The organism is Streptomyces sp. NPDC054796 (assembly GCF_053611545.1).
Genome location: NZ_JBSHAO010000034.1, coordinates 46720 through 64037 on the forward strand (window position 1 = coordinate 46720; position 17318 = coordinate 64037).

Annotated in this window: 17 protein-coding genes; 7 read left to right on the forward strand and 10 right to left on the reverse strand. The window is 73.7% G+C overall.

The features are described from left to right. Positions 1-17 precede the first annotated feature (17 nt). The gene (locus tag ACWGJ2_RS25750; RefSeq protein ID WP_453348591.1) at positions 18-554 is read left to right on the forward strand and encodes a MarR family winged helix-turn-helix transcriptional regulator; all 537 of its coding nucleotides are present in this window, start codon (positions 18-20) and stop codon (positions 552-554) included. Positions 555-617: 63 nt separating this feature from the next. Here ACWGJ2_RS25750 and ACWGJ2_RS25755 read toward each other — a convergent pair whose 3' ends face one another. Next, on the reverse strand, positions 618-1337 hold the full coding sequence (locus ACWGJ2_RS25755) for a lysophospholipid acyltransferase family protein (protein ID WP_453348592.1): 720 nt from the start codon (positions 1335-1337) through the stop codon (positions 618-620). Between the two features lie 247 nt (positions 1338-1584). Here ACWGJ2_RS25755 and ACWGJ2_RS25760 point away from each other — a divergent pair, with 247 nt between their 5' ends. From ACWGJ2_RS25760 to ACWGJ2_RS25785, 6 genes are all read left to right on the forward strand, one after another. After that, positions 1585-2019, forward strand: a complete 435-nt coding sequence (locus ACWGJ2_RS25760) for a thioredoxin family protein (RefSeq protein ID WP_453348593.1) — start codon at positions 1585-1587, stop codon at positions 2017-2019. A gap of 97 nt (positions 2020-2116) precedes the next feature. Continuing rightward, on the forward strand, positions 2117-2617 hold the full coding sequence (locus tag ACWGJ2_RS25765; protein ID WP_453348594.1) for a flavin reductase family protein: 501 nt from the start codon (positions 2117-2119) through the stop codon (positions 2615-2617). Between the two features lie 164 nt (positions 2618-2781). Beyond that, positions 2782-3567 carry an electron transfer flavoprotein subunit beta/FixA family protein gene (locus ACWGJ2_RS25770; protein ID WP_453348595.1) on the forward strand — a complete coding sequence of 262 codons (786 nt, stop codon included), beginning with the start codon at positions 2782-2784 and terminating at the stop codon, positions 3565-3567. 57 nt (positions 3568-3624) lie between these two features. After that, complete coding sequence (locus tag ACWGJ2_RS25775; RefSeq protein WP_453348596.1) at positions 3625-4587, forward strand: electron transfer flavoprotein subunit alpha/FixB family protein; 963 nt, start codon at positions 3625-3627, stop codon at positions 4585-4587. A gap of 181 nt (positions 4588-4768) precedes the next feature. Then, positions 4769-6052, forward strand: a complete 1284-nt coding sequence (locus ACWGJ2_RS25780; protein ID WP_453348597.1) for a DUF6986 family protein — start codon at positions 4769-4771, stop codon at positions 6050-6052. Positions 6053-6225: 173 nt separating this feature from the next. Next, a complete protein-coding gene (locus tag ACWGJ2_RS25785) occupies positions 6226-8055 on the forward strand; it encodes a serine/threonine-protein kinase (RefSeq protein WP_453348598.1) in 1830 nt (609 codons plus the stop codon). Positions 8056-8093: 38 nt separating this feature from the next. Here ACWGJ2_RS25785 and ACWGJ2_RS25790 read toward each other — a convergent pair whose 3' ends face one another. The 9 genes from ACWGJ2_RS25790 to ACWGJ2_RS25830 all read right to left on the reverse strand — a co-directional run bounded on the left by ACWGJ2_RS25790 (position 8094) and on the right by ACWGJ2_RS25830 (position 17297). Next, positions 8094-8876 (reverse strand): maleate cis-trans isomerase family protein, encoded by a 783-nt coding sequence (locus ACWGJ2_RS25790; protein ID WP_453348599.1) that lies wholly within the window; start codon positions 8874-8876, stop codon positions 8094-8096. A gap of 149 nt (positions 8877-9025) precedes the next feature. After that, entirely contained in the window at positions 9026-9517 is a 492-nt protein-coding gene (locus ACWGJ2_RS25795; RefSeq protein ID WP_453348600.1) for a MarR family winged helix-turn-helix transcriptional regulator, read from the reverse strand. A 61-nt stretch (positions 9518-9578) separates the two neighbouring features. After that, entirely contained in the window at positions 9579-10460 is an 882-nt protein-coding gene (locus ACWGJ2_RS25800; protein WP_453348601.1) for an alpha/beta fold hydrolase, read from the reverse strand. Positions 10461-10511: 51 nt separating this feature from the next. After that, positions 10512-11201: an isochorismatase family protein gene (locus ACWGJ2_RS25805; protein ID WP_453348602.1), complete on the reverse strand. Its 690-nt coding sequence runs from the start codon at positions 11199-11201 to the stop codon at positions 10512-10514. After that, positions 11198-11890: an SRPBCC family protein gene (locus ACWGJ2_RS25810; RefSeq protein ID WP_453348603.1), complete on the reverse strand. Its 693-nt coding sequence runs from the start codon at positions 11888-11890 to the stop codon at positions 11198-11200. Before ACWGJ2_RS25810 ends, ACWGJ2_RS25805 begins: the two co-directional genes overlap by 4 nt. Next, the gene (locus ACWGJ2_RS25815) at positions 11881-12465 is read right to left on the reverse strand and encodes a (2Fe-2S)-binding protein (protein WP_453348604.1); all 585 of its coding nucleotides are present in this window, start codon (positions 12463-12465) and stop codon (positions 11881-11883) included. The genes ACWGJ2_RS25810 and ACWGJ2_RS25815 overlap by 10 nt, the downstream gene beginning before the upstream one ends. Beyond that, the gene (locus tag ACWGJ2_RS25820; protein ID WP_453348605.1) at positions 12462-14879 is read right to left on the reverse strand and encodes a xanthine dehydrogenase family protein molybdopterin-binding subunit; all 2418 of its coding nucleotides are present in this window, start codon (positions 14877-14879) and stop codon (positions 12462-12464) included. The genes ACWGJ2_RS25815 and ACWGJ2_RS25820 overlap by 4 nt, the downstream gene beginning before the upstream one ends. Continuing rightward, positions 14876-15790: an FAD binding domain-containing protein gene (locus tag ACWGJ2_RS25825; protein WP_453348606.1), complete on the reverse strand. Its 915-nt coding sequence runs from the start codon at positions 15788-15790 to the stop codon at positions 14876-14878. The genes ACWGJ2_RS25820 and ACWGJ2_RS25825 overlap by 4 nt, the downstream gene beginning before the upstream one ends. A 55-nt stretch (positions 15791-15845) precedes the next feature. After that, entirely contained in the window at positions 15846-17297 is a 1452-nt protein-coding gene (locus ACWGJ2_RS25830; protein WP_453348607.1) for an MFS transporter, read from the reverse strand. Positions 17298-17318 lie beyond the last annotated feature (21 nt).

Below are 17318 nucleotides of genomic sequence, written 5' to 3' on the forward strand. Positions count from 1 at the left end.
GAGTCGACGGGTGGACGATGGGCGGGCGCGAGGACGCGGCACTGGAACTCGTGGTGTCCCTGCACCGCATACTGCGGACCCTGCGCAGGGCCGCGCCCGCTGGGCGGCTCCAGCCGACCCAGCTCATCCTCCTCGCCCTGCTGAAGGAGTTCGGGCCCTCGCGCATCGGCGTACTGGCCGACCGGGTGCCGTGCTCCCAGCCGACGGCGACGGCCGCCATCGTGGACATGCAGTCCGCCGGGCTGGTCCACAGGGAGCCCGACCCCACCGACGGCCGCGCCACCCGCGTCGCCGTCACCGAAGCGGGCACCCGCGCGCTCGCGGACGTGGCTCACGGCGAGGCCGAGGCGCTCATGAAGCGCCTCGGCTCGCTGCCGCCCGAGGACGTGGAGAGCGTCCTCGCCATCGGGCGGGTGCTGCGCGGGCTGGCCGAGGCCGAGGTGTCCGACGTCGAGGTGCCGGACGCGGACACCGCCGACGGCGACGCGGCTGACAGCGAAGCGGCCGACGGCGGCGCGGCCGGACGCCCCCCGGTGTCCGGCCCCGGCGCCTGAGCGGGCGCGTCGGCCTGGAACGTCAGCCCGGACCAGTTCGGAACACCGGCCCGTAACGTCGGCTCAGAGCGTCTTGGCCTGAGCGGGCGTGGGTGCCGTGCCGCCCATGTGCGCGGGCACCCACCAGGAGTCCTCAGGGCCCTTGGGTACTCCCGGGTACGCGCGCTGCGCCGCCTCCAGCAGATCGTGCACCCGCTCGCGCAGCCGCTCGGTGACCTTGAGCGTCGGCTCGTCGGGCTCGGGGTGCACCGGTTCGCCGACGCGGATGGTGACCGGGAAGTGGTTGCGCCCGAAGTCCCGCTTGTGGCCCTTGGTCCACAGCCGCTGCGTGCCCCACAGCGCCATCGGCACCATCGGCACCTTGGCCTCCTGGGCGAGGCGGGCCGCGCCGGATTTGAAGTCCTTGAGCGTGAAGGAGCGCGAGATCGTGGCCTCGGGGAAGACGCCGATGATCTCGCCGGAGCGCAGGGCCTTGAGCGCGTGCCGGTAGGCGTGCTCGCCCTGCGAGCGGTCCACCGGGATGTGCTTCATGGCGCGCATCAGCGGCCCCGACACCTTGTGCCGGAAGACGGAGTCCTTCGCCATGAAGCGCACCAGCCGCTTGGCGGGACGCGCGGCGAGGCCGGTGAAGACGAAGTCGAGATAGCTGATGTGGTTGCTCACCAGCACAGCACCGCCCTTGCGCGGTATGTGCTCGGTGCCCTGGATGTCGAAGCGGAGGTCGAGTGCCTTGAACCAGGTACGCGCGAAGCCGATCACCGGCGGGTAGACGAGATCTGCCATGTCGGGGGGACCCTTCGTGTCGGTGCCTGGGGAAAGGTTCTCCCGCCAGGTGCCCTGAACCTACGCATGCGTAACTTCGGGTTGCCGAAGATGGTTCCCGAAAGACGGAACGATGGCTACCCCGTATCTCGCCTGATCAGGAGATCCTCATCACGCGGTGCCTTCGGGGCACCCGGGAATCCGGGCGCCCGCGCGTGCGCTGCACACGGCGGGGGACGGGCAGAGGACCAGGAGCGACGACACGGGCGTGCGGACGGCGGACGGCCGCGCCCCGGAACGGGAGGGCCAGGTGCGCACGCGGGACGAGAGCGGGGTTCGCGGCGACGGCGGGGTCGAACGGGGCGGCGGCGACGGCGAAGCCGCCGGGGCGCCGGTGCTGAGCGCGGAGACCCTCGGGGTGCCGCGGCTGGGGGAGCGGGCCACGCTGGTCCAGTTCTCCAGCGCGTTCTGCCAGCCCTGCCGCGCCACCCGCCGCACCCTCGACGAGGTCGGCGCCATGGTCCCCGGCGTCACCCACGTCGAGATCGACGCGGAGGCCCACCTCGGCCTCGTCCGCGCGCTGGGCATCACCCGTACCCCCACGGTCCTCGTCCTCGGCCCCGGCGGACAGATCGTGCGCAGGGCGACGGGGCAGCCACGCAAGGCGGACGTCATCGCCGCGCTCGGGGAGGCCGTGGCGTGACAGGCCCTGGCGTGATCCGGCTCCCAAACCCTGGCCCTGGCTTGACGGTGCGCACCGCGTATCGTCAAGGTGACGTTATGTGGTCAGGGAACGCGCGGTGAGCGTGACGAACACCGGGAACGCCACGGGCGCCGACCTCCTGCGCGGCGCCTTCAGGCAGCATGCCGCGGGCGTCGCCGTCGTCACGGCCGCCGCACGGGGGCGGCCCGTGGGCTTCACCGCGACCTCGCTGGCCTCCGTCGCGGCGCAGCCGCCGCTCCTCTCCTTCGGCATCGGCACCGGCTCCTCCAGCTGGCCCGTCGTCGCCGGGGCCGGGCACGTGGGCGTGCACGTCCTGGGCGAGCATCAGCGGGAGCTGGCCGCGACCTTCGCGCGCAGCGGCGCCGACCGCTTCGCGCCGCCGACGGCCTGGCGCGCCGGGCCCTGCGGGGTGCCCGTGCTGGAGGGCGTCGTGGCGTGGCTGGTGTGCCGGATCGTGGCGCGGGTGCCGGCCGGTGACCACCGGCTCGTGCTGGCCGAGGTCGTGGACGGGGATTCTTCGGGCGGAGGGCGCCCGTTGCTGTACCACCAAGGGCGCTTCAACGCGCTGCGTGATTGAGTTGACCCCGGTGCGCCGGGCACGTTTCCACCGTTGGCAAGGTCACAGTTCGCGGTCCTTGATAACGGGGAACGAGCCCAGTGTACTGACGAGTAATATTGTGGACGGCAGCAGCGGTCCACACGGACCGGACCGCCGTAAGACGATGCAGTAGGAGAGCCGGCGTGAGCCTGAGGATCGTTGTCTGTGTGAAGTACGTGCCCGACGCCACCGGCGACCGGCACTTCGCCGAGGACCTGACCACCGATCGCGAGTCGGTTGACGGCCTGCTCTCGGAGCTGGACGAGTACGCCGTCGAGCAGGCTCTCCAGATCGCCGACGAGGCCGACGACGCGGAGATCACCGTGCTCACGGTCGGCCCCGACGACGCCAAGGACGCGCTGCGCAAGGCGCTGTCCATGGGTGCCGACAAGGCCGTCCACGTCGAGGACGACGACCTCCATGGCACCGACGCGCTGGGCACCTCGCTGGTGCTGGCCAAGGCGATCGAGAAGACCGGTTATGACCTGGTCGTGTGCGGCATGGCCTCGACGGACGGCACCATGGGCGTCCTGCCCGCGGTCCTCTCCGAGCGTCTCGGCGTGCCGCAGGTGACCCTCCTGTCCGAGGTCTCGGTCACCGACGGCAAGGTCAACGGCCGCCGCGACGGCGACACCGCGACCGAGCACCTGGAGGCCGCGCTCCCGGCCGTCATCTCGGTCACCGACCAGTCGGGCGAGGCCCGTTACCCGTCCTTCAAGGGCATCATGGCGGCCAAGAAGAAGCCGGTGGAGTCCCTGGACCTGGACGACCTGGACCTGGACGGCGACGACTTCGGCCTGGAGGGCGCCTGGACCAAGGTCGACGACGCCACCGAGCGCCCCGCGCGCACCGCGGGCACCGTCGTCAAGGACGAGGGCGAGGGCGGCAAGCAGCTCGCCGAGTACCTCGCGGGCCAGAAGTTCATCTGATCCCGCGTACGCCCGTCCGACCCACAGCCCTTATTTTTCTGGCAGGAGAGCAATCCCATGGCTGAAGTCCTTGTCTACGTCGACCACGTGGACGGCGCCGTCCGCAAGCCGACCCTCGAACTGCTGACCCTGGCCCGCCGCATCGGCGACCCGGTCGCCGTGCACCTGGGCCCGAACGCCGACGAGGCCGCGAAGACCCTCGGCGAGTACGGCGCCGTGAAGGTGCTGGCCGCCGACGCGCCCGAGTTCGCCGACTACCTCGTCGTGCCGAAGGTGGACGCGCTCCAGGCCGCCTACGACGCCGTCTCCCCGGCCGCCGTGCTGGTCCCCTCCTCTGCCGAGGGCAAGGAGATCGCGGCCCGTCTCGCCGTGCGCGTCGGCTCCGGCATCATCACCGACGCCGTGGACCTGGAGGCCGGCGACGAGGGCCCGGTGGCCTCGCAGTCGGTCTTCGCCGCCGCGTTCACGACCAAGTCCCGCGTCACCAAGGGCACCCCGGTCATCACCGTGAAGCCCAACTCGGCCGCGCCCGAGGCGGCGCCGGCCCCGGCCGCCGTCGAGCAGCTCGCCGTCTCCTTCGGCGACGCCGCGAAGGGCACGAAGGTCGTCTCGCGCGCCCCGCGCGAGTCGAGCGGCCGTCCCGAGCTGACCGAGGCCGCGATCGTGGTCTCCGGTGGCCGTGGCGTGAACGGCGCGGAGAACTTCCACATCATCGAGTCGCTGGCCGACTCGCTCGGTGCGGCCGTCGGCGCCTCGCGTGCCGCCGTGGACGCGGGCTGGTACCCGCACTCCAACCAGGTCGGCCAGACCGGCAAGTCCGTCTCGCCGCAGCTCTACGTGGCGGCCGGTATCTCCGGCGCGATCCAGCACCGCGCGGGCATGCAGACCTCGAAGACCATCGTCGCCGTCAACAAGGACGCCGAGGCCCCGATCTTCGACCTGGTCGACTACGGCATCGTCGGCGACCTCTTCGAGGTCGTCCCGCAGCTCACCGAAGAGGTCAAGACCCGCAAGGGCTGACCCCTTCCCGCGTCTCTTCCGGCTCCGCGTGAGCGTTCCCCGTGCCGCCCCCGTACACGACGTGTACGGGGGCGTCGCACGTCGGGCCCGGTGCCGGGGAGGTGTTGACCTTCGGGCGGGGCATGGATAGCTTCGCTATACGAATTGTTGATTCCGCTGAACGGAAAAGAGGGAGCTGAGCGTGAGCGAGCACGGGACGGTGGCCACCAGCCTTGCGAGCACCGTGAGCGAGGGCATCGGAGCAGCCCTGGCCCCTGTGGACGCCGAGTTGGCCCGGCGCTTCCCCGGGGACCCCGGCACCCGTCAGCCGGTCCACACCGTCTACGTTCCGGGCGACGCCGTCACCGCTGACACCGTCCGCGAGTGGGGCGAAGCGGCCCTCGCGCTCCTCGACCAGCACGCGCCCGACGCCGCCTCCCTGGCCGCCGTGCTCGGCCTCGACGACGAGCTGGCGGGCCCCGTGCACGACCGGGTGCGCGCCAAGCTGGAGCGCGAGCCCGTCGAGGACCTGCGGATCGACTTCGAGGACGGCTACGGCCCCCGCCCCGACGCCGAGGAGGACGCCGCCGCGGCCCACGCGGCGCTCCTGGTGGCGGCGGCCTGCGGCACCGAGGGCGCGCCCCCGTACATGGGCATCCGCATGAAGTGCATGGAAGCCGCCGTGCGCGACCGCGGCATCCGCACCCTCGACATCTTCCTCACCGGGCTCATGGAGGCGGGCGGACTGCCCGAGGGGCTCGTCCTCACGCTGCCCAAGGTCACCTATCCCGAGCAGGTCACCGCCATGGTGCGGCTGTGCGAGGAGTTCGAGAAGGCGCGCGGGCTCGACAACGGGCGCATCGGCTTCGAGATCCAGATCGAGACCACCCAGTCCATCCTCGGCCCCGACGGCAGGGCAACCGTCGCCCCCATGATCGAGGCGGCCGAGGGGCGGGCCACCTCGCTGCACTACGGCACTTTCGACTACAGCGCCTCCTGCGGCGTCAGCGCCGCCTACCAGGCCATGGACCACCCGGCCGCCGACCACGCCAAGGCCGTGATGCAGGTCGCCGCCGCGGGTACAGGGGTGCGCCTGTCGGACGGCTCGACGAACGTCCTGCCCGTCGGCTCCCAGGCGAAGGTCCACGACGCGTGGCGCCTCCACCACGGGCTCGTGCGCCGCTCGCTGGCCCGCGCCTACTACCAGGGCTGGGACATGCACCCCGGGCACCTGCCCACCCGCTACGCCGCCGTCTACGCCTTCTACCGCGAGGGCTTCGAGCGGGCGGCGGCACGGCTGGCCGCGTACGCGGGGCAGGCGGGCGGCGACGTCATGGACGAGCCCGCCACGGCCAAGGCGCTGAGCAACTACCTGCTGCGCGGCCTCGACTGCGGAGCCCTCACGGGCGCCGAGGTCGCCCGCCACTCCGGCATGACGCGCGCCGACCTCGACGCGCTGGCCGGACGCCCGGGCGGCGCGCGGTAGCGGACCCGCGTGCGGCGCGGGCCCGCATGCGGTAGCGGCGCGCCGTCCCGTGCGGGGGACGGGACGTGCGGCGCCGCACCTCGTGTCCTGTGGACAAAGGCCCCGTACGTCACCCGCGCCCCGTAGGCTGTCGTCCCTCACGACGCGACACGACGCGACAAGGGGACGGCGCGGTGCGGACAACGGGGGAGCGGGGCCCGGACGAGGGCGGCGGCGGAGGCGGGAACGGCAGGCTGCTGGCGGGGCGCTATCGCGTGACCGGGCAGCTCGGGCGGGGCGGCATGGGAGTCGTCTGGCGCGCCATGGACGAGGTACTGGGGCGCGAGGTCGCGCTCAAGGAACTGCGCACCTACACCGACGCGGGCGGCCCCGAACTCGACGATCTGCGCACGCGGATGCGGCGCGAGGCACGTGCGGCGGCGCGGGTGCGGCACTCCGGCGTCATCGCCGTGCACGACATCGCGCAGCACGAGGGCCGCCCCGTCATCGTGATGGAACTGGTCGAGGGCCCGTCCCTCGACGACGTCCTGCGTGGACGCGGGCCCCTGGGCCCCGTCGAGGCCGCGCGCATCGGCGCCAGTGTGCTGGACGCGCTCGCCGCCGCGCACCGGGTGGGGGTGCTGCACCGGGACGTCAAGCCGGGCAACATCCTGCTGGAGGGCGGCAGTACGGCACGCGCAGCCGAAGGGGAGGCGGACGGCGCCGGGGGCCGCGTCGTCCTCACCGACTTCGGCATCGCGGCCGTCGAGGACCCCGGAGACGGCTCGGCCACCCGCCTCACGGGCAGCGGCGAACTCGTCGGCTCGCTCGACTACCTCGCCCCCGAGCGGGCGCGCGGCGAGGACCCGGGCCCTGCCTCGGACGTGTGGGCGCTGGGCGCGACGCTGTACGCGGCCGTCGAGGGCGCCTCGCCCTTCCGGCGCACCTCCACGTGGTCCACGCTCAACGCCATCGTCGTCGATCCGCTGCCCGAGCCGCGCCGTGCGGGGCCGCTGGGGCCCGCGCTGGCCGAGCTGATGGAGAAGGACCCGGCGCGCAGGGCCGACGCCGTGCGGGCCGCGGCGCTGCTGTCCGCCGTCGCCTCGGGCCGCCCGCTCCCCACCTCGCCGGACACGCTCCGCCTGGGCCGCCGCGCCCCTGACCCGGCGCCGTCCGGTTCGGGCGCGGGTGCGGGTGCGGGCGCGCCCGGAGGGCCTGCCGCGTCGGGCGCCGGTGCGCCGCAGGGACCGGCCGCACACGCTGCCGGCGCGTCGCCCCCGGCCCCGGTGCGTGACGGCGCGGCGGGCGGCGGGCGTCGGCGCAGGATCGCCGTCGCGGCTGCCGTGGCCGCCGTCGTGCTGGCGGGCGCGGGCGTCACATACGCCGTCGTCGGCCACGGCGGCGGGAGCGGCGACCGCGCCTCGGCGACGGGCGGCAAGGGAGAGGCCGCCGCCGAAGGCGGCACGCGGGGCGAGGCAGGCGGCGGCTCGACGCCCTCGCCCGACGGCTCGGCGAAGGACGAGGCGGAGCGTGACGGCGGCGCGGGCGGCGCGGCCGACGGCGAGGGCGACGCCAAGAAGGGGAAGGACGAGAACGGTTCCCCGGACTCCGGTTCCGGCACGGACAAGGGCGACGATGGCGCGGCCGACGGCGATTCAGGAAAGGGCGGGGACGAGGGCTCCGGCGGTGGCGAAGGCGACGGCGCGAGCGGTGGCGGAGGCGGCGGGGACACCGACCCCGCGCCCGTCTGCCACGACGTGGGCGGCGGCAAGTACAACTGCGAGGTCTGGAAGGACGCCGCCTCGTACGACAGCGCCCACAAGCCCGTGGGCACCCTCAAGGCCGGGGTGAACTACTTCTACTGCCAGACGAAGCTGTCCCATCGCGAGACCTACGGGAAGTGGACCAACGTCTGGTGGGCGAAGACCGACGACGACAGCGGGAACGCGGGGGTCTTCGTCAGCGCCGTCTATCTCAAGGGCGGCGACAACGACAAGCCGCTCCCCGGGCTGCCCACCTGCTGAAGGGCCGCCCGGGGCCCGCGTCGCGACGGTGCGTGTCCTCAGGCCGTGGGGACCCGGCGCCCGGCGGCCGGAACGCGCCCGCTCAGCAGGCTTCCGGCCCCCGGCACGACGGTCTCCAGGCCCAGTTCGGAGAGGACGCGGTGCGCGGTCGCCGTCGCGGCGGAGAGCACGGGCAGGCCGCAGGCGTCCTCCACGTGCTGGACCGACGGGAGCGAGGGCATCTGCACGCAGGCCGAGAGCACGAGCGCGTCGGCACCCGAGAGGTCGAGCCGCCGCCAGTGCCTGCGCAGGTCGTCGGGGTCGAGCGCGGCCACCGCCAGATTGTCGGCGACCTCCAGGCTCAGCGCGTCCACGACCTCGGTGCCCGCGTCCTGGAGATAGTCGACGACGGTGGCGGTGAGCGGCTTCATGTACGGGGCGATGAGCGCCACCCGACGGGCGCCCAGCGCCTCGATCGCGCTCAGCAGCGCCCCCGCGCTGGAGACCACGGGCGCCTCGCAGCCCCCGGAGCGCAGCCCCTCGGCGATCTCGCGTTCCGCCGTGCGGTGGTGGCCCCTGCCCTGGGCCATGATCGCGACGAGGCACGCCGAGGCGACCACGTCGGGCCGCGCGTCGGCGAGTTCGAGCGAGGCGCGCGCGGTCTGCGCGTTCATGCCGCGCAGTTCCTCGGGCGTGACGTGCCGCATCCGCGTCCTGCTGCTGTGGAACAGGAAGCGGTCCTCGGGCATCGCCTCCTCGCGGGCGCGGAACATGCGCGGCAGCTCCGTCTCCATCGTCAGGTTGGAACTGGGCACGATCATGCCGATGTGGTGGTCCGTCACGGTGCGCTCCTCCAGGGGTCTGTCGCGGGGTTGTCGCGGGGATTGCCACAGGGGCAATCCGGAGACGTACTAATGGGGCGGTGAAGAGCCTCGGACACGAATCCTTCCGTGGCCCCTCGGCCCGTGAACCCCCGCGAGGACCGGGGGAGTTACGCGCTCTCGACCAGCGCTTCCCAGTGGTCTGCCAGCGCCGTCAGCTCGCGCAGCACCTCCGCGCGCCGCGCCTGCTCGTAGGGCTCCAGCAGGCGTTCGTCGAGCTGCCGCGCGCGGCCGTTCGCCTCGCGGAGGGTCCGTTCGCCCTCCTCGGTGAGATAGAGCAGCTTTCTGCGGCCGTCGTCGACCGCCGTGCGCCGCGCGAGCAGTCCGCGCTTCTCCAGCCGCCTGGCGACGTCCGCCATGGTCGAGGTGTCCAGGGCCACGGCGGACGCCATGGAACTCTGGTCCCTGCCGGGCGCCGCGTCCACGGCGGTGAGCACCGCGAACTGCGGGCCGGTCAGCGTCGAGTCGACCGTACGCACCCACGCGGCCAGATACGCCTGGTACAGGCGCCGTACCTGGTAGCCGGGCGCGGCCAGCAGGGCCGCCGGTGGCGCGGGGGGAGAGGCGGGGTCCGCCGCCGGTGGTGAGGTGTTGTCAGCCATGCGCCCCACTTAAGCACGGCACATGGGCGGCTCGCCCCGCGCATGGCTCGACGTGCACGCGTCAATCGAGCAGTCCGCGCAGCGCGTCCCGCAGCGCCCCCAGAGCGGCCTCGGGGCTGTCCCAGAACACCATGTGTCCGGCGCCGGGGACCGCGGTGAGGCGTGCCGACGGAAGCGTACGCGCGGCCTCGGCCGCGTCCTCCGCCGTGACCACGGGGCTGTCGGCCCCGTGGAGCAGCACGGCGGGCACGGGAATGGAGGGCCACCAGCCGAAGAAGTCCTCCGTCTCGAAGCCCTGGTGGGTGCGCGCGACGGCCTCGTCGCCGCAGCTCGCCAGCCAGCGTGCGCGCAGCTCCTGTTCCGCGCGCGGCCACCGCGGCCACGACCTGGCCACCTCGTCCGCATCGGTGCCCCGCCTGGCCTCGGCGAGCTGCGCCTGGAAGGCCGCCAGCGAGGTCGGGTACGGGCCGCGTCCGGGGCCGCTCATGGGCGGGTCGACGAGGACGGCGCCCCGCAGGGGCTGCTTCGCCCGTACGGCCGTGGCCGCGGCGATACGGGCCCCCATCGAGTGGCCCAGCAGCAGCGGGCGCGGCAGGTCCAGCTCCGCTATGACGGCCTCGGTGTCCGCCGCGTACGCCTCCAGGGTGTAGGCGTTGCCGCTGCGGTCGTCGCTGCCGTTGCCGCCGTCGCCCTCGCCGTCGTCGGAGAAGCCGCGGCCCCGCACGTCCAGGACCAGGGGACGGACCAGGTCCGTGAGTTCGCGGGCGACGAAGTCCATGGTGACGGCGGGGCTGGTGATGCCGGGCAGCACGACGAGGGGTACCCCGGTACCGCCGTAGTCGAGGACGTGCAGGCGCAGCGGGCCCGAGCGGACCCAGCGGCTGAGGGCCGGTACGTCGGCGAGATCGGCCGCCGCTGCGGGGGTGAGGGAACGCGAGGACACCTGGGATCTCCTGTCGAAGTTCGGGGTTGGGGGAGTGGGGGGCGAGCGTGGTCAGCGCGGCCCTGTGAGGTAGGCGAGCGCGTCGGAGAGGGCGATCACGTCCCCGTACTTGGCGTCGATGTCGAACAGCGCGGCCTCGTGCGGCCCTTGGGCGCGGTCGCCCACGCACTCGCGCGGCACCAGCACGGGGAAGCCGTACTGCACCGCGTCCACCGCTGTCGCCCGCACGCAGCCGCTGGTCGTGGCGCCGCACACCACCGCCGTATCGGCTCCGAGCCCGACCAGCAGCGAGGCGAGCGGTGTGCCGAAGAACGCGGAGGCGCCCTTCTTCACCACCAGCGGGTCCTCCGGCCGACGGGGCAGCCCGGGGTCCAGCTCGACGGCCTCGCCGCCCTCCACCAGCGCCCGCATGCCCGGGGCCTTCTCCAGCCAGGTGACCGAGTGCCCCTCGGCCTCGGCGGCGGAGTAGGCGATGGCCGTCCAGATCACCGGGACGCCCGTGGCGCGGCCCGCCTCGACCAGTCGCGCCGTCGCCTCCACGACCTCGGTCAGGTCGGCGCCGGAGGGGAAGGCGTCCTCCGTGAACCCGCGCGTGAGGTCGACGATCACGAGCGCGGGCCTGGCGCCCCTGCGCACCCGCGCGCCGAACCCGGCGCGCGCGTACGTGCGGTCCGTCGTGCTCCCGTAGCGCCCGCCGTCTCCCGGGTGGCCGCCCCCGCTCACAGCGCGCTCCCCGCTCATCGCGTCCTCCGCGCGACGCCGCACCCGTGCTGCCTCTCGTGCGCCAGCACCCGTCCCAGGAGCCAGCCTTCGAAGAGGCCGAAGGCGAAGGCGCCGACGACGGGCCCGTACCGGGACAGGGCCGGGCCCGCCAGCACCGCGAGCCCGTTCAGCGCCTCGTCCCCGGCCCCGTTCCCGGCACTGGCCCCGTCCGCCGCGCGGGCGCCCTCCGACGGGGGCTGCGCGGCGCCGGCGCCGTCGGGCACGGGCTGGTCGAGCAGGCTGCCGAGGTTGCGGGCGAACTGCTGGAGTATGCGGTCGGAGACCGCCGCGACCGCGCCCTTGCCGAACTGCGCGATCTTGCCCCGGATCACCAGATCGGTGTCCAGGCGCAGTTCGGCGCCGTCCGGGGCCCGCACCACCTCCAGCCGGACCTCGGCCTCCGCGTCGCCGTTGCCGTGCGCGTCGGCGCCGCGCGCCTGGACGCGCAGGGTGCGGCTCGCCGCGTCCGTCTCCAGGAAGCGCACCGTTCCGGCGTACGCGGCCGTGACGGGGCCGACCTTGACCTTCACCCTGCCCCGCCAGGCGTCCCCCTCGCGGCCTTCGAGGGCGGCGCCCGGCATGCAGGAGACCACCCGCTCCACGTCGTTGACGAGCGCGAACACCTCGTCGGGCGCCGCCTTCACCGGCACCGTGTTGGTCAGTCGCATGCGGTCTCCTCATCTCGTGCGGGCCCCTGCGCGGAACCCTGTGCGCACGCCGCCGTACGGCTACGGCAACGGCTGCGGCGCCGCGTCGCGCAGTCCTCGATCGCGTCGACGATCGTCTGGTAGCCGGTGCACCGGCACAGGTTCGAGGCGACCACGTCGCGGATCTCCTCCCTGGTCGCCTCCGGGCGCTCGGCAAGGAACCCCTCGGCCAGCATCAGGAATCCCGGTGTGCAGAAGCCGCACTGGAGCCCGTGGTGCGCGCTGAATGCCTGCTGGAGATCGCTGAGGGTCCGCCCGTCCGGGCCCTCGGCCAGCGACTCGACGGTGCGGATCTCGGCGTCCTCCGCCTGCGCCGCGAACATCAGGCAGGCCCGCGCCGGCGCCCCGTCGACCAGCACCGTGCAGGCGCCGCAGATGCCGTGCTCGCAGCCCACATGGGTGCCCGTCAGACCCAGGTCGTGGCGCAGCGCGTCCACGAGGGTGCGGCGCGGCTCGGTCAGCAGCTCGTACCGCTCGCCGTTCACGCGCAGGCCGATCAACTGCTGCCCTGGCGGCAGATGGGTGGTGTCCGTCATGAGGCGTGCTCCAGTGCGCTCGCGACCGTCTCGGGCCTGATGGGGGTGTCGTCCAGCTCGACGCCCGTGGGGCGCAGGGCGTCGTTGACGGCGTTGAGCACTGCGGCGGGGGCGCCGATGGTGCCGCCCTCGCCGGTGCCCTTCGCGCCGGTGCCGGTGAAGGCGCAGGGCGTCTCCAGGTGGTGGATGGTGATGTCGGGGATCTCGTGCGCGGTGGGGACCTTGTAGTCCATGAAGCCGGTGGCGGAGGGCTCGCCCTGCTCGTCGTAGGTGATCCGCTCGAACAGCGCGCCCGCGATGCCCTGCGCGATCCCGCCCCTGCACTGCCCCTCGACGACCTGCGGGTTGATGGCCACCCCGCAGTCCTCGACGCAGACGTAGCGCAGGATCTCCACCTGCCCCGTGCCCTCGTGCAGCTCCACGACCACGCCGTGGGCGGCGTTGGAGAAGGTGCCGTCGTTGAGGACGTCGAACGTGGCCGTCGCGGACAGGCCGGGTTCGATGTCAGGGGGCAGCAGGTGGGCCCGCAGATACGCGAGGTCCGCGATCTCCTCGTAGGACAGGGTGGCGCCGTCCTCGCGGCGCCGCACGGCCCCGCGCCCCAGCTCCACCTTCTCCGGCGCGGTCTCCCAGTGCGCCGCCGCGATCAGCCGCAGCTTCTCGCCGAGCTTGCCCGCCGCGAGCCGCACCGCGCTGCCGCCGATCGCGATCGAGCGGCTGGCGAACGTGCCCCAGCCGTACGCCACCCGGTCCGTGTCGCCCTGGTGCACCCGCACCTTGGCGAGGTCAAGGCCCAGCGCGTCGGCCGCGATCTGCGCCATCGTCGTCTCGTGGCTCTGGCCGTGGCTCATGGTGCCGGTCGTCACCGTCAGCGCCCCGCTGGTGTCCATCCGGGCCTCGGCGATGTCGAAGCCGGGGACGACCTCCATTTTGCGCTGCGCGAAGGCCGCCGAGCCGTAGCCCGTGCGCTCGTTGAAGCAGGAGTAGCCGATGCCCAGGTGCCGCCCCTCGTCCGCCGCCGCGTCGCGCCGCGCGTACCAGCCCTCGTCGCGCAGCACCCGCTCGCACAGGTCCAGGGACTCGCGGTACGAACCGGGGTCGTACGTGATGTTGTTGACGCCCGTGTAGGGGAACTCCGTGATCAGGTTGCGCCGTCGCACCTCCACCGCGTCCATGCCCAGCTCGCGTGCCGCGCGTTCGAAGAGCCGCTCCATCACCATCACGTACTGCGGGCGGCTCACCCCCCGGTACGGCGCCGTGGGCGCCTTGTTGGTGGTGACGGCGCGGGCCCGGACCCGGTAGGCGGGCACCTTGTAGACCCCCGGCAGCTCGGCCGAGGCCATCAGGGGCTCGATGCCCGCGGTGAACGGATAGCAGGAGTACGCGCCTATGTCGCACACCACCGCCGCGTCGAGACCCAGGACGCGCCCGTCCCCGTCGAAGGCGGCGCGCACGTCGTAGTGCTGCTCCCTGGCGAGGAAGGAGGCGGTGAGCGCGTCCTTGCGGTCCTCCGTCCACTTCACCGTCCTGCCCAGGCGCAGCGCCGCCGCGCCCACCGCGATCTCCTCGCGGCCCACCACGCACTTGAGCCCGAAGCCGCCGCCCATGTCGGGGACCACGACCCGCACCGCGCGCTCGTCCAGGCCCAGACAGCGCGCCGCGACGGTGCGCACCTGGTGCGGCACCTGGCTCGACATCCGCAGCAGCAGTTGCTCCTCGCGGTCGTCCCACCCGGCGACGACGCCCCGCGTCTCCAGCGGCAGCGCGTTCTGGCGCCCCGTCCTGGTCTCGACGCGTACGACGTGTTCCGCGCCCGCGAAGATCTCGTCGATGCCCTCGGTGGCGAACATCGAGACGTCCAGCAGGGTGTTGGCCCCGGCCTCGTCGTGCACGAGGGGCGCGCCGGGCGCGAGGGCCTGGGCCTCGGAGGTGACGGGGGTGCGCGTCTCGTAGGTGACGCGGGCGGCCTCCAGGCCGTCCTCGGCCGCGTACGGGTCGCGGGCCACGACGACGGCGAGGGGCTCGCCCACATAGCGGACCCGGTCCCCGGCCAGCACGGGCATGTCCGTGGGGACGAACTCCGAGAGCGGGCGCCCGAGCCGCGCGGTGATGTCGCCCAGCGCCAGGTCGGCGGCCGTGAACGCGGCCACCACGCCCGGCACCTCGCGCACGGCCGACAGGTCGAGCCCGGTGACCGTGCCGGAGGCGACGGTGCTGCGGACGAACTGGGCGTGCAGCATGCCGGGGAGCTGGATGTCGTCGGTGAACCGCCCGCGCCCGGTCAGCAGCCGTGGGTCCTCGCGCCTGCCGACGGAGGCGCCGACCCAGGGTTCGGTGCGCGCGGCGTCGGGCGCGGGGGGCGGGCCCGGCTCGGGTGCAGGGTCCGGTGCGGGGGTCGGGTGGGGCGTGGTCATCGGGATACGGCCTCCTCGCAGGCGCGGGCCACCAGGGTGCGGGTGAGGGTGCGCCGGTAGTCCGCGCTGCCGTCCGCGTCCGAGGGCGGGTCGACGGAGTCGGCCGCCGCACGGGCGCAGGCCGCGAAGAGCCGCGCGCCGGCGGTCCCGCCCTCGGCCAGCACCCCCTCCGCTGCCGGGACCCGCACCGGGCGCGGGGCGACGCCGCCGAGCACGACCCGGCCGCCGCGCACCGTGCGGCCGTCCGGGGCCAGGTCCAGATCGACGCCCGCGGCCACCGTCGCGAAGTCGCCCCGCCGCTGCGCGAACTCGGTCAGCGCGGCGTGCGGCGCGGGACGCGGGAAGACGACGGCGGTCAGCATCTCGTCGGGGTCGAGCGCCGTGGCGTAGTAGCCGTGGAAGAAGTCCCCCGCCGCGACCCGGCGTACGCGCCGTGGGCCCCGCACCTCCAGCCGCGCGCCAAGAAGCACGGCGAGCAGGCACCACTCGGCGGTGGCGTCGGCGTGCGCGAGGCTGCCGCCCACGGTGCCCCTGGTGCGGATCGGCAGATGGCCGACCCAGCGCATGGCGTCGCGCAGTACCGCGAAGCCGGGACCGAGCAGCGCGTCCGGTGCGGTCTCCACGGCGTGGTGCGTGGTGAGCGCCCCGATGCGCAGGGCGTTTCCCTCGTCCGGGTGCGTCTCAGGGTGCGTCTCCGAGTGCGCATCCGGGCGCATCCCGGCGAGCGCGGGATCGCCCCGCAGGGCTCCGACGTCGACGAGGTGCGTCGGCCTGGCCAGCCTGTAGTTCATCATCGCGACCAGGCTCTGGCCGCCCGCGATGAGCTTGGCGTCGTCGCCGAGTTCGGCGAGGAGGCGGGTCGCGCCCTCGACGTCGCGTGCGCGGTGGTACGTGAACGCGGCGGGCTTCATGGGTCCTCCTTCCGTGGGGGTGGGAGCGGGCCACCGAGTGGGGGAGCGGCGGGGCTCAGCCGCGTACGGGCGCGCCGTCGGCGGCCCGCTCGTCGCGGTCGCCGTGCCCGTCCTGTTCGGGTGGCGCGTCCCGCTCCTCGGGCTCGTCCAGTTCGTCCAGCTCGCGCCCCTTCGTCTCCGGCGCGGCGACGGCCATCCACAGCACCGCCGCCACCACGACGACACCCAGCACCGTGAATGTGAGCGGTAGCCCCAGCAGCGGCCACATCAGCGAACCGAACAGCATCGGCGCGAACCCCGTGCTGACCCGGCTCACCGAGGAGGCCCAGCCGAAGCCGCTGGCGCGCAGCCGCGTCGGGTACAGCTCCGAGACGTAGGCGTAGAGCACCGGGATCGTGAGCTGGATCAGGAAGCCGAAGGCGGCGATCCCGATCAGCGCCGCCGTCCGCACCTCCAGCACCAGCGCGAACCCCACCAGCGCGGCCGTCGCCACGGGCGCGGAGACCCCGATGAGCCGCTTGCGGCCCACCACGTCGACCAGCCAGGTGGAGGCGGCCACTCCGGCGATGCCCACCGCGCTCATCAGCGTCGTACCGGTGAAGGAGGCGGTGTCGCCGTAGCCCTGTTCCTTGAGGATCGACGGCATCCAGGTCAGCGCCGCGTAGTAGACGAGCATCACGGTGACGAACAGCAGCCAGGCGACGGAGGTGATGCGGGGGCTGAAGCTCCACAGCCCCTTGAACTGCGCCACGCCCGCGCGCAGCCCCCGCACCACCCCGCCCGCCGAGTCCTCGGGGCCCGGCGGGGGCGCGGGGACGGCGTACGGCTGCGGCGTCGCGCCCGTACGGGCCACGAGGTCGTCGATGACCGCGCGTGCCTCGGCCTCCCGGCCCGCCTTCGTCAGATAGACCGGCGACTCCGGAACCCCGCGCCGCACCCAGAACAGCAGCAGCGCAGGGAGCACCATCGTCGCCAGCATCCAGCGCCAGTTGCCCTCCCACGGCACCATCAGGGTGGCGACGAGCCCGCACAGTGTGACGCCGACGGGCCACCACAGGTCCAGCGCGGTGAGGACCCGGCCGCGGTACTTCTTCGGCGAGAACTCGCTGACCAGCGCGTAGTCCACCGGGATGCAGCCGCCCAGGCCCACTCCCGCCAGGAAGCGCAGGACGAGGAAGGTGGCGTAGTCGGGGGAGGCCGTCCCGAGCACGGAGAACAGCGCGAAGATCAGCAGCGTCGCGCTGAACGCCTTCTTGCGGCCGATACGGTCGGCGATGGCACCCCAGACGACGGCGCCGACGGCCATCCCGACGAGGTTCGACGTGGCGACCAGCCCCCGTTCGCCGAGGCCGAGGCCGAACTCCTTGCCCAGCAGGGGCATGAGAAAGCCGTTGAGCGCGATGTCCCACGCGTCGAAGAGGTAGCCGAGGCCACCGATGAGGAAGATCCTGCCCTGTACTCCCCATTTCCAGGGGAGTTCCTGCACGATCTGATCGCCTGTCTTCACCCTCGCTCCAGGTGTTCGGGG

Bases quoted from the DNA above. Each gene is read 5' to 3' on its own strand.
- ACWGJ2_RS25775 (WP_453348596.1), top strand. From the start codon at position 3,625: ATGGCTGAAGTCCTTGTCTACGTCGACCACGTGGACGGCGCCGTCCGC.
- ACWGJ2_RS25810 (WP_453348603.1), bottom strand. From the start codon at position 11,890: ATGCGACTGACCAACACGGTGCCGGTGAAGGCGGCGCCCGACGAGGTG.
- ACWGJ2_RS25820 (WP_453348605.1), bottom strand. From the start codon at position 14,879: ATGACCACGCCCCACCCGACCCCCGCACCGGACCCTGCACCCGAGCCG.
- ACWGJ2_RS25825 (WP_453348606.1), bottom strand. From the start codon at position 15,790: ATGAAGCCCGCCGCGTTCACGTACCACCGCGCACGCGACGTCGAGGGC.
- ACWGJ2_RS25795 (WP_453348600.1), bottom strand. From the start codon at position 9,517: ATGGCTGACAACACCTCACCACCGGCGGCGGACCCCGCCTCTCCCCCC.
- ACWGJ2_RS25755 (WP_453348592.1), bottom strand. From the start codon at position 1,337: ATGGCAGATCTCGTCTACCCGCCGGTGATCGGCTTCGCGCGTACCTGG.
- ACWGJ2_RS25750 (WP_453348591.1), top strand. From the start codon at position 18: ATGGGCGGGCGCGAGGACGCGGCACTGGAACTCGTGGTGTCCCTGCAC.
- ACWGJ2_RS25815 (WP_453348604.1), bottom strand. From the start codon at position 12,465: ATGACGGACACCACCCATCTGCCGCCAGGGCAGCAGTTGATCGGCCTG.
- ACWGJ2_RS25805 (WP_453348602.1), bottom strand. From the start codon at position 11,201: ATGAGCGGGGAGCGCGCTGTGAGCGGGGGCGGCCACCCGGGAGACGGC.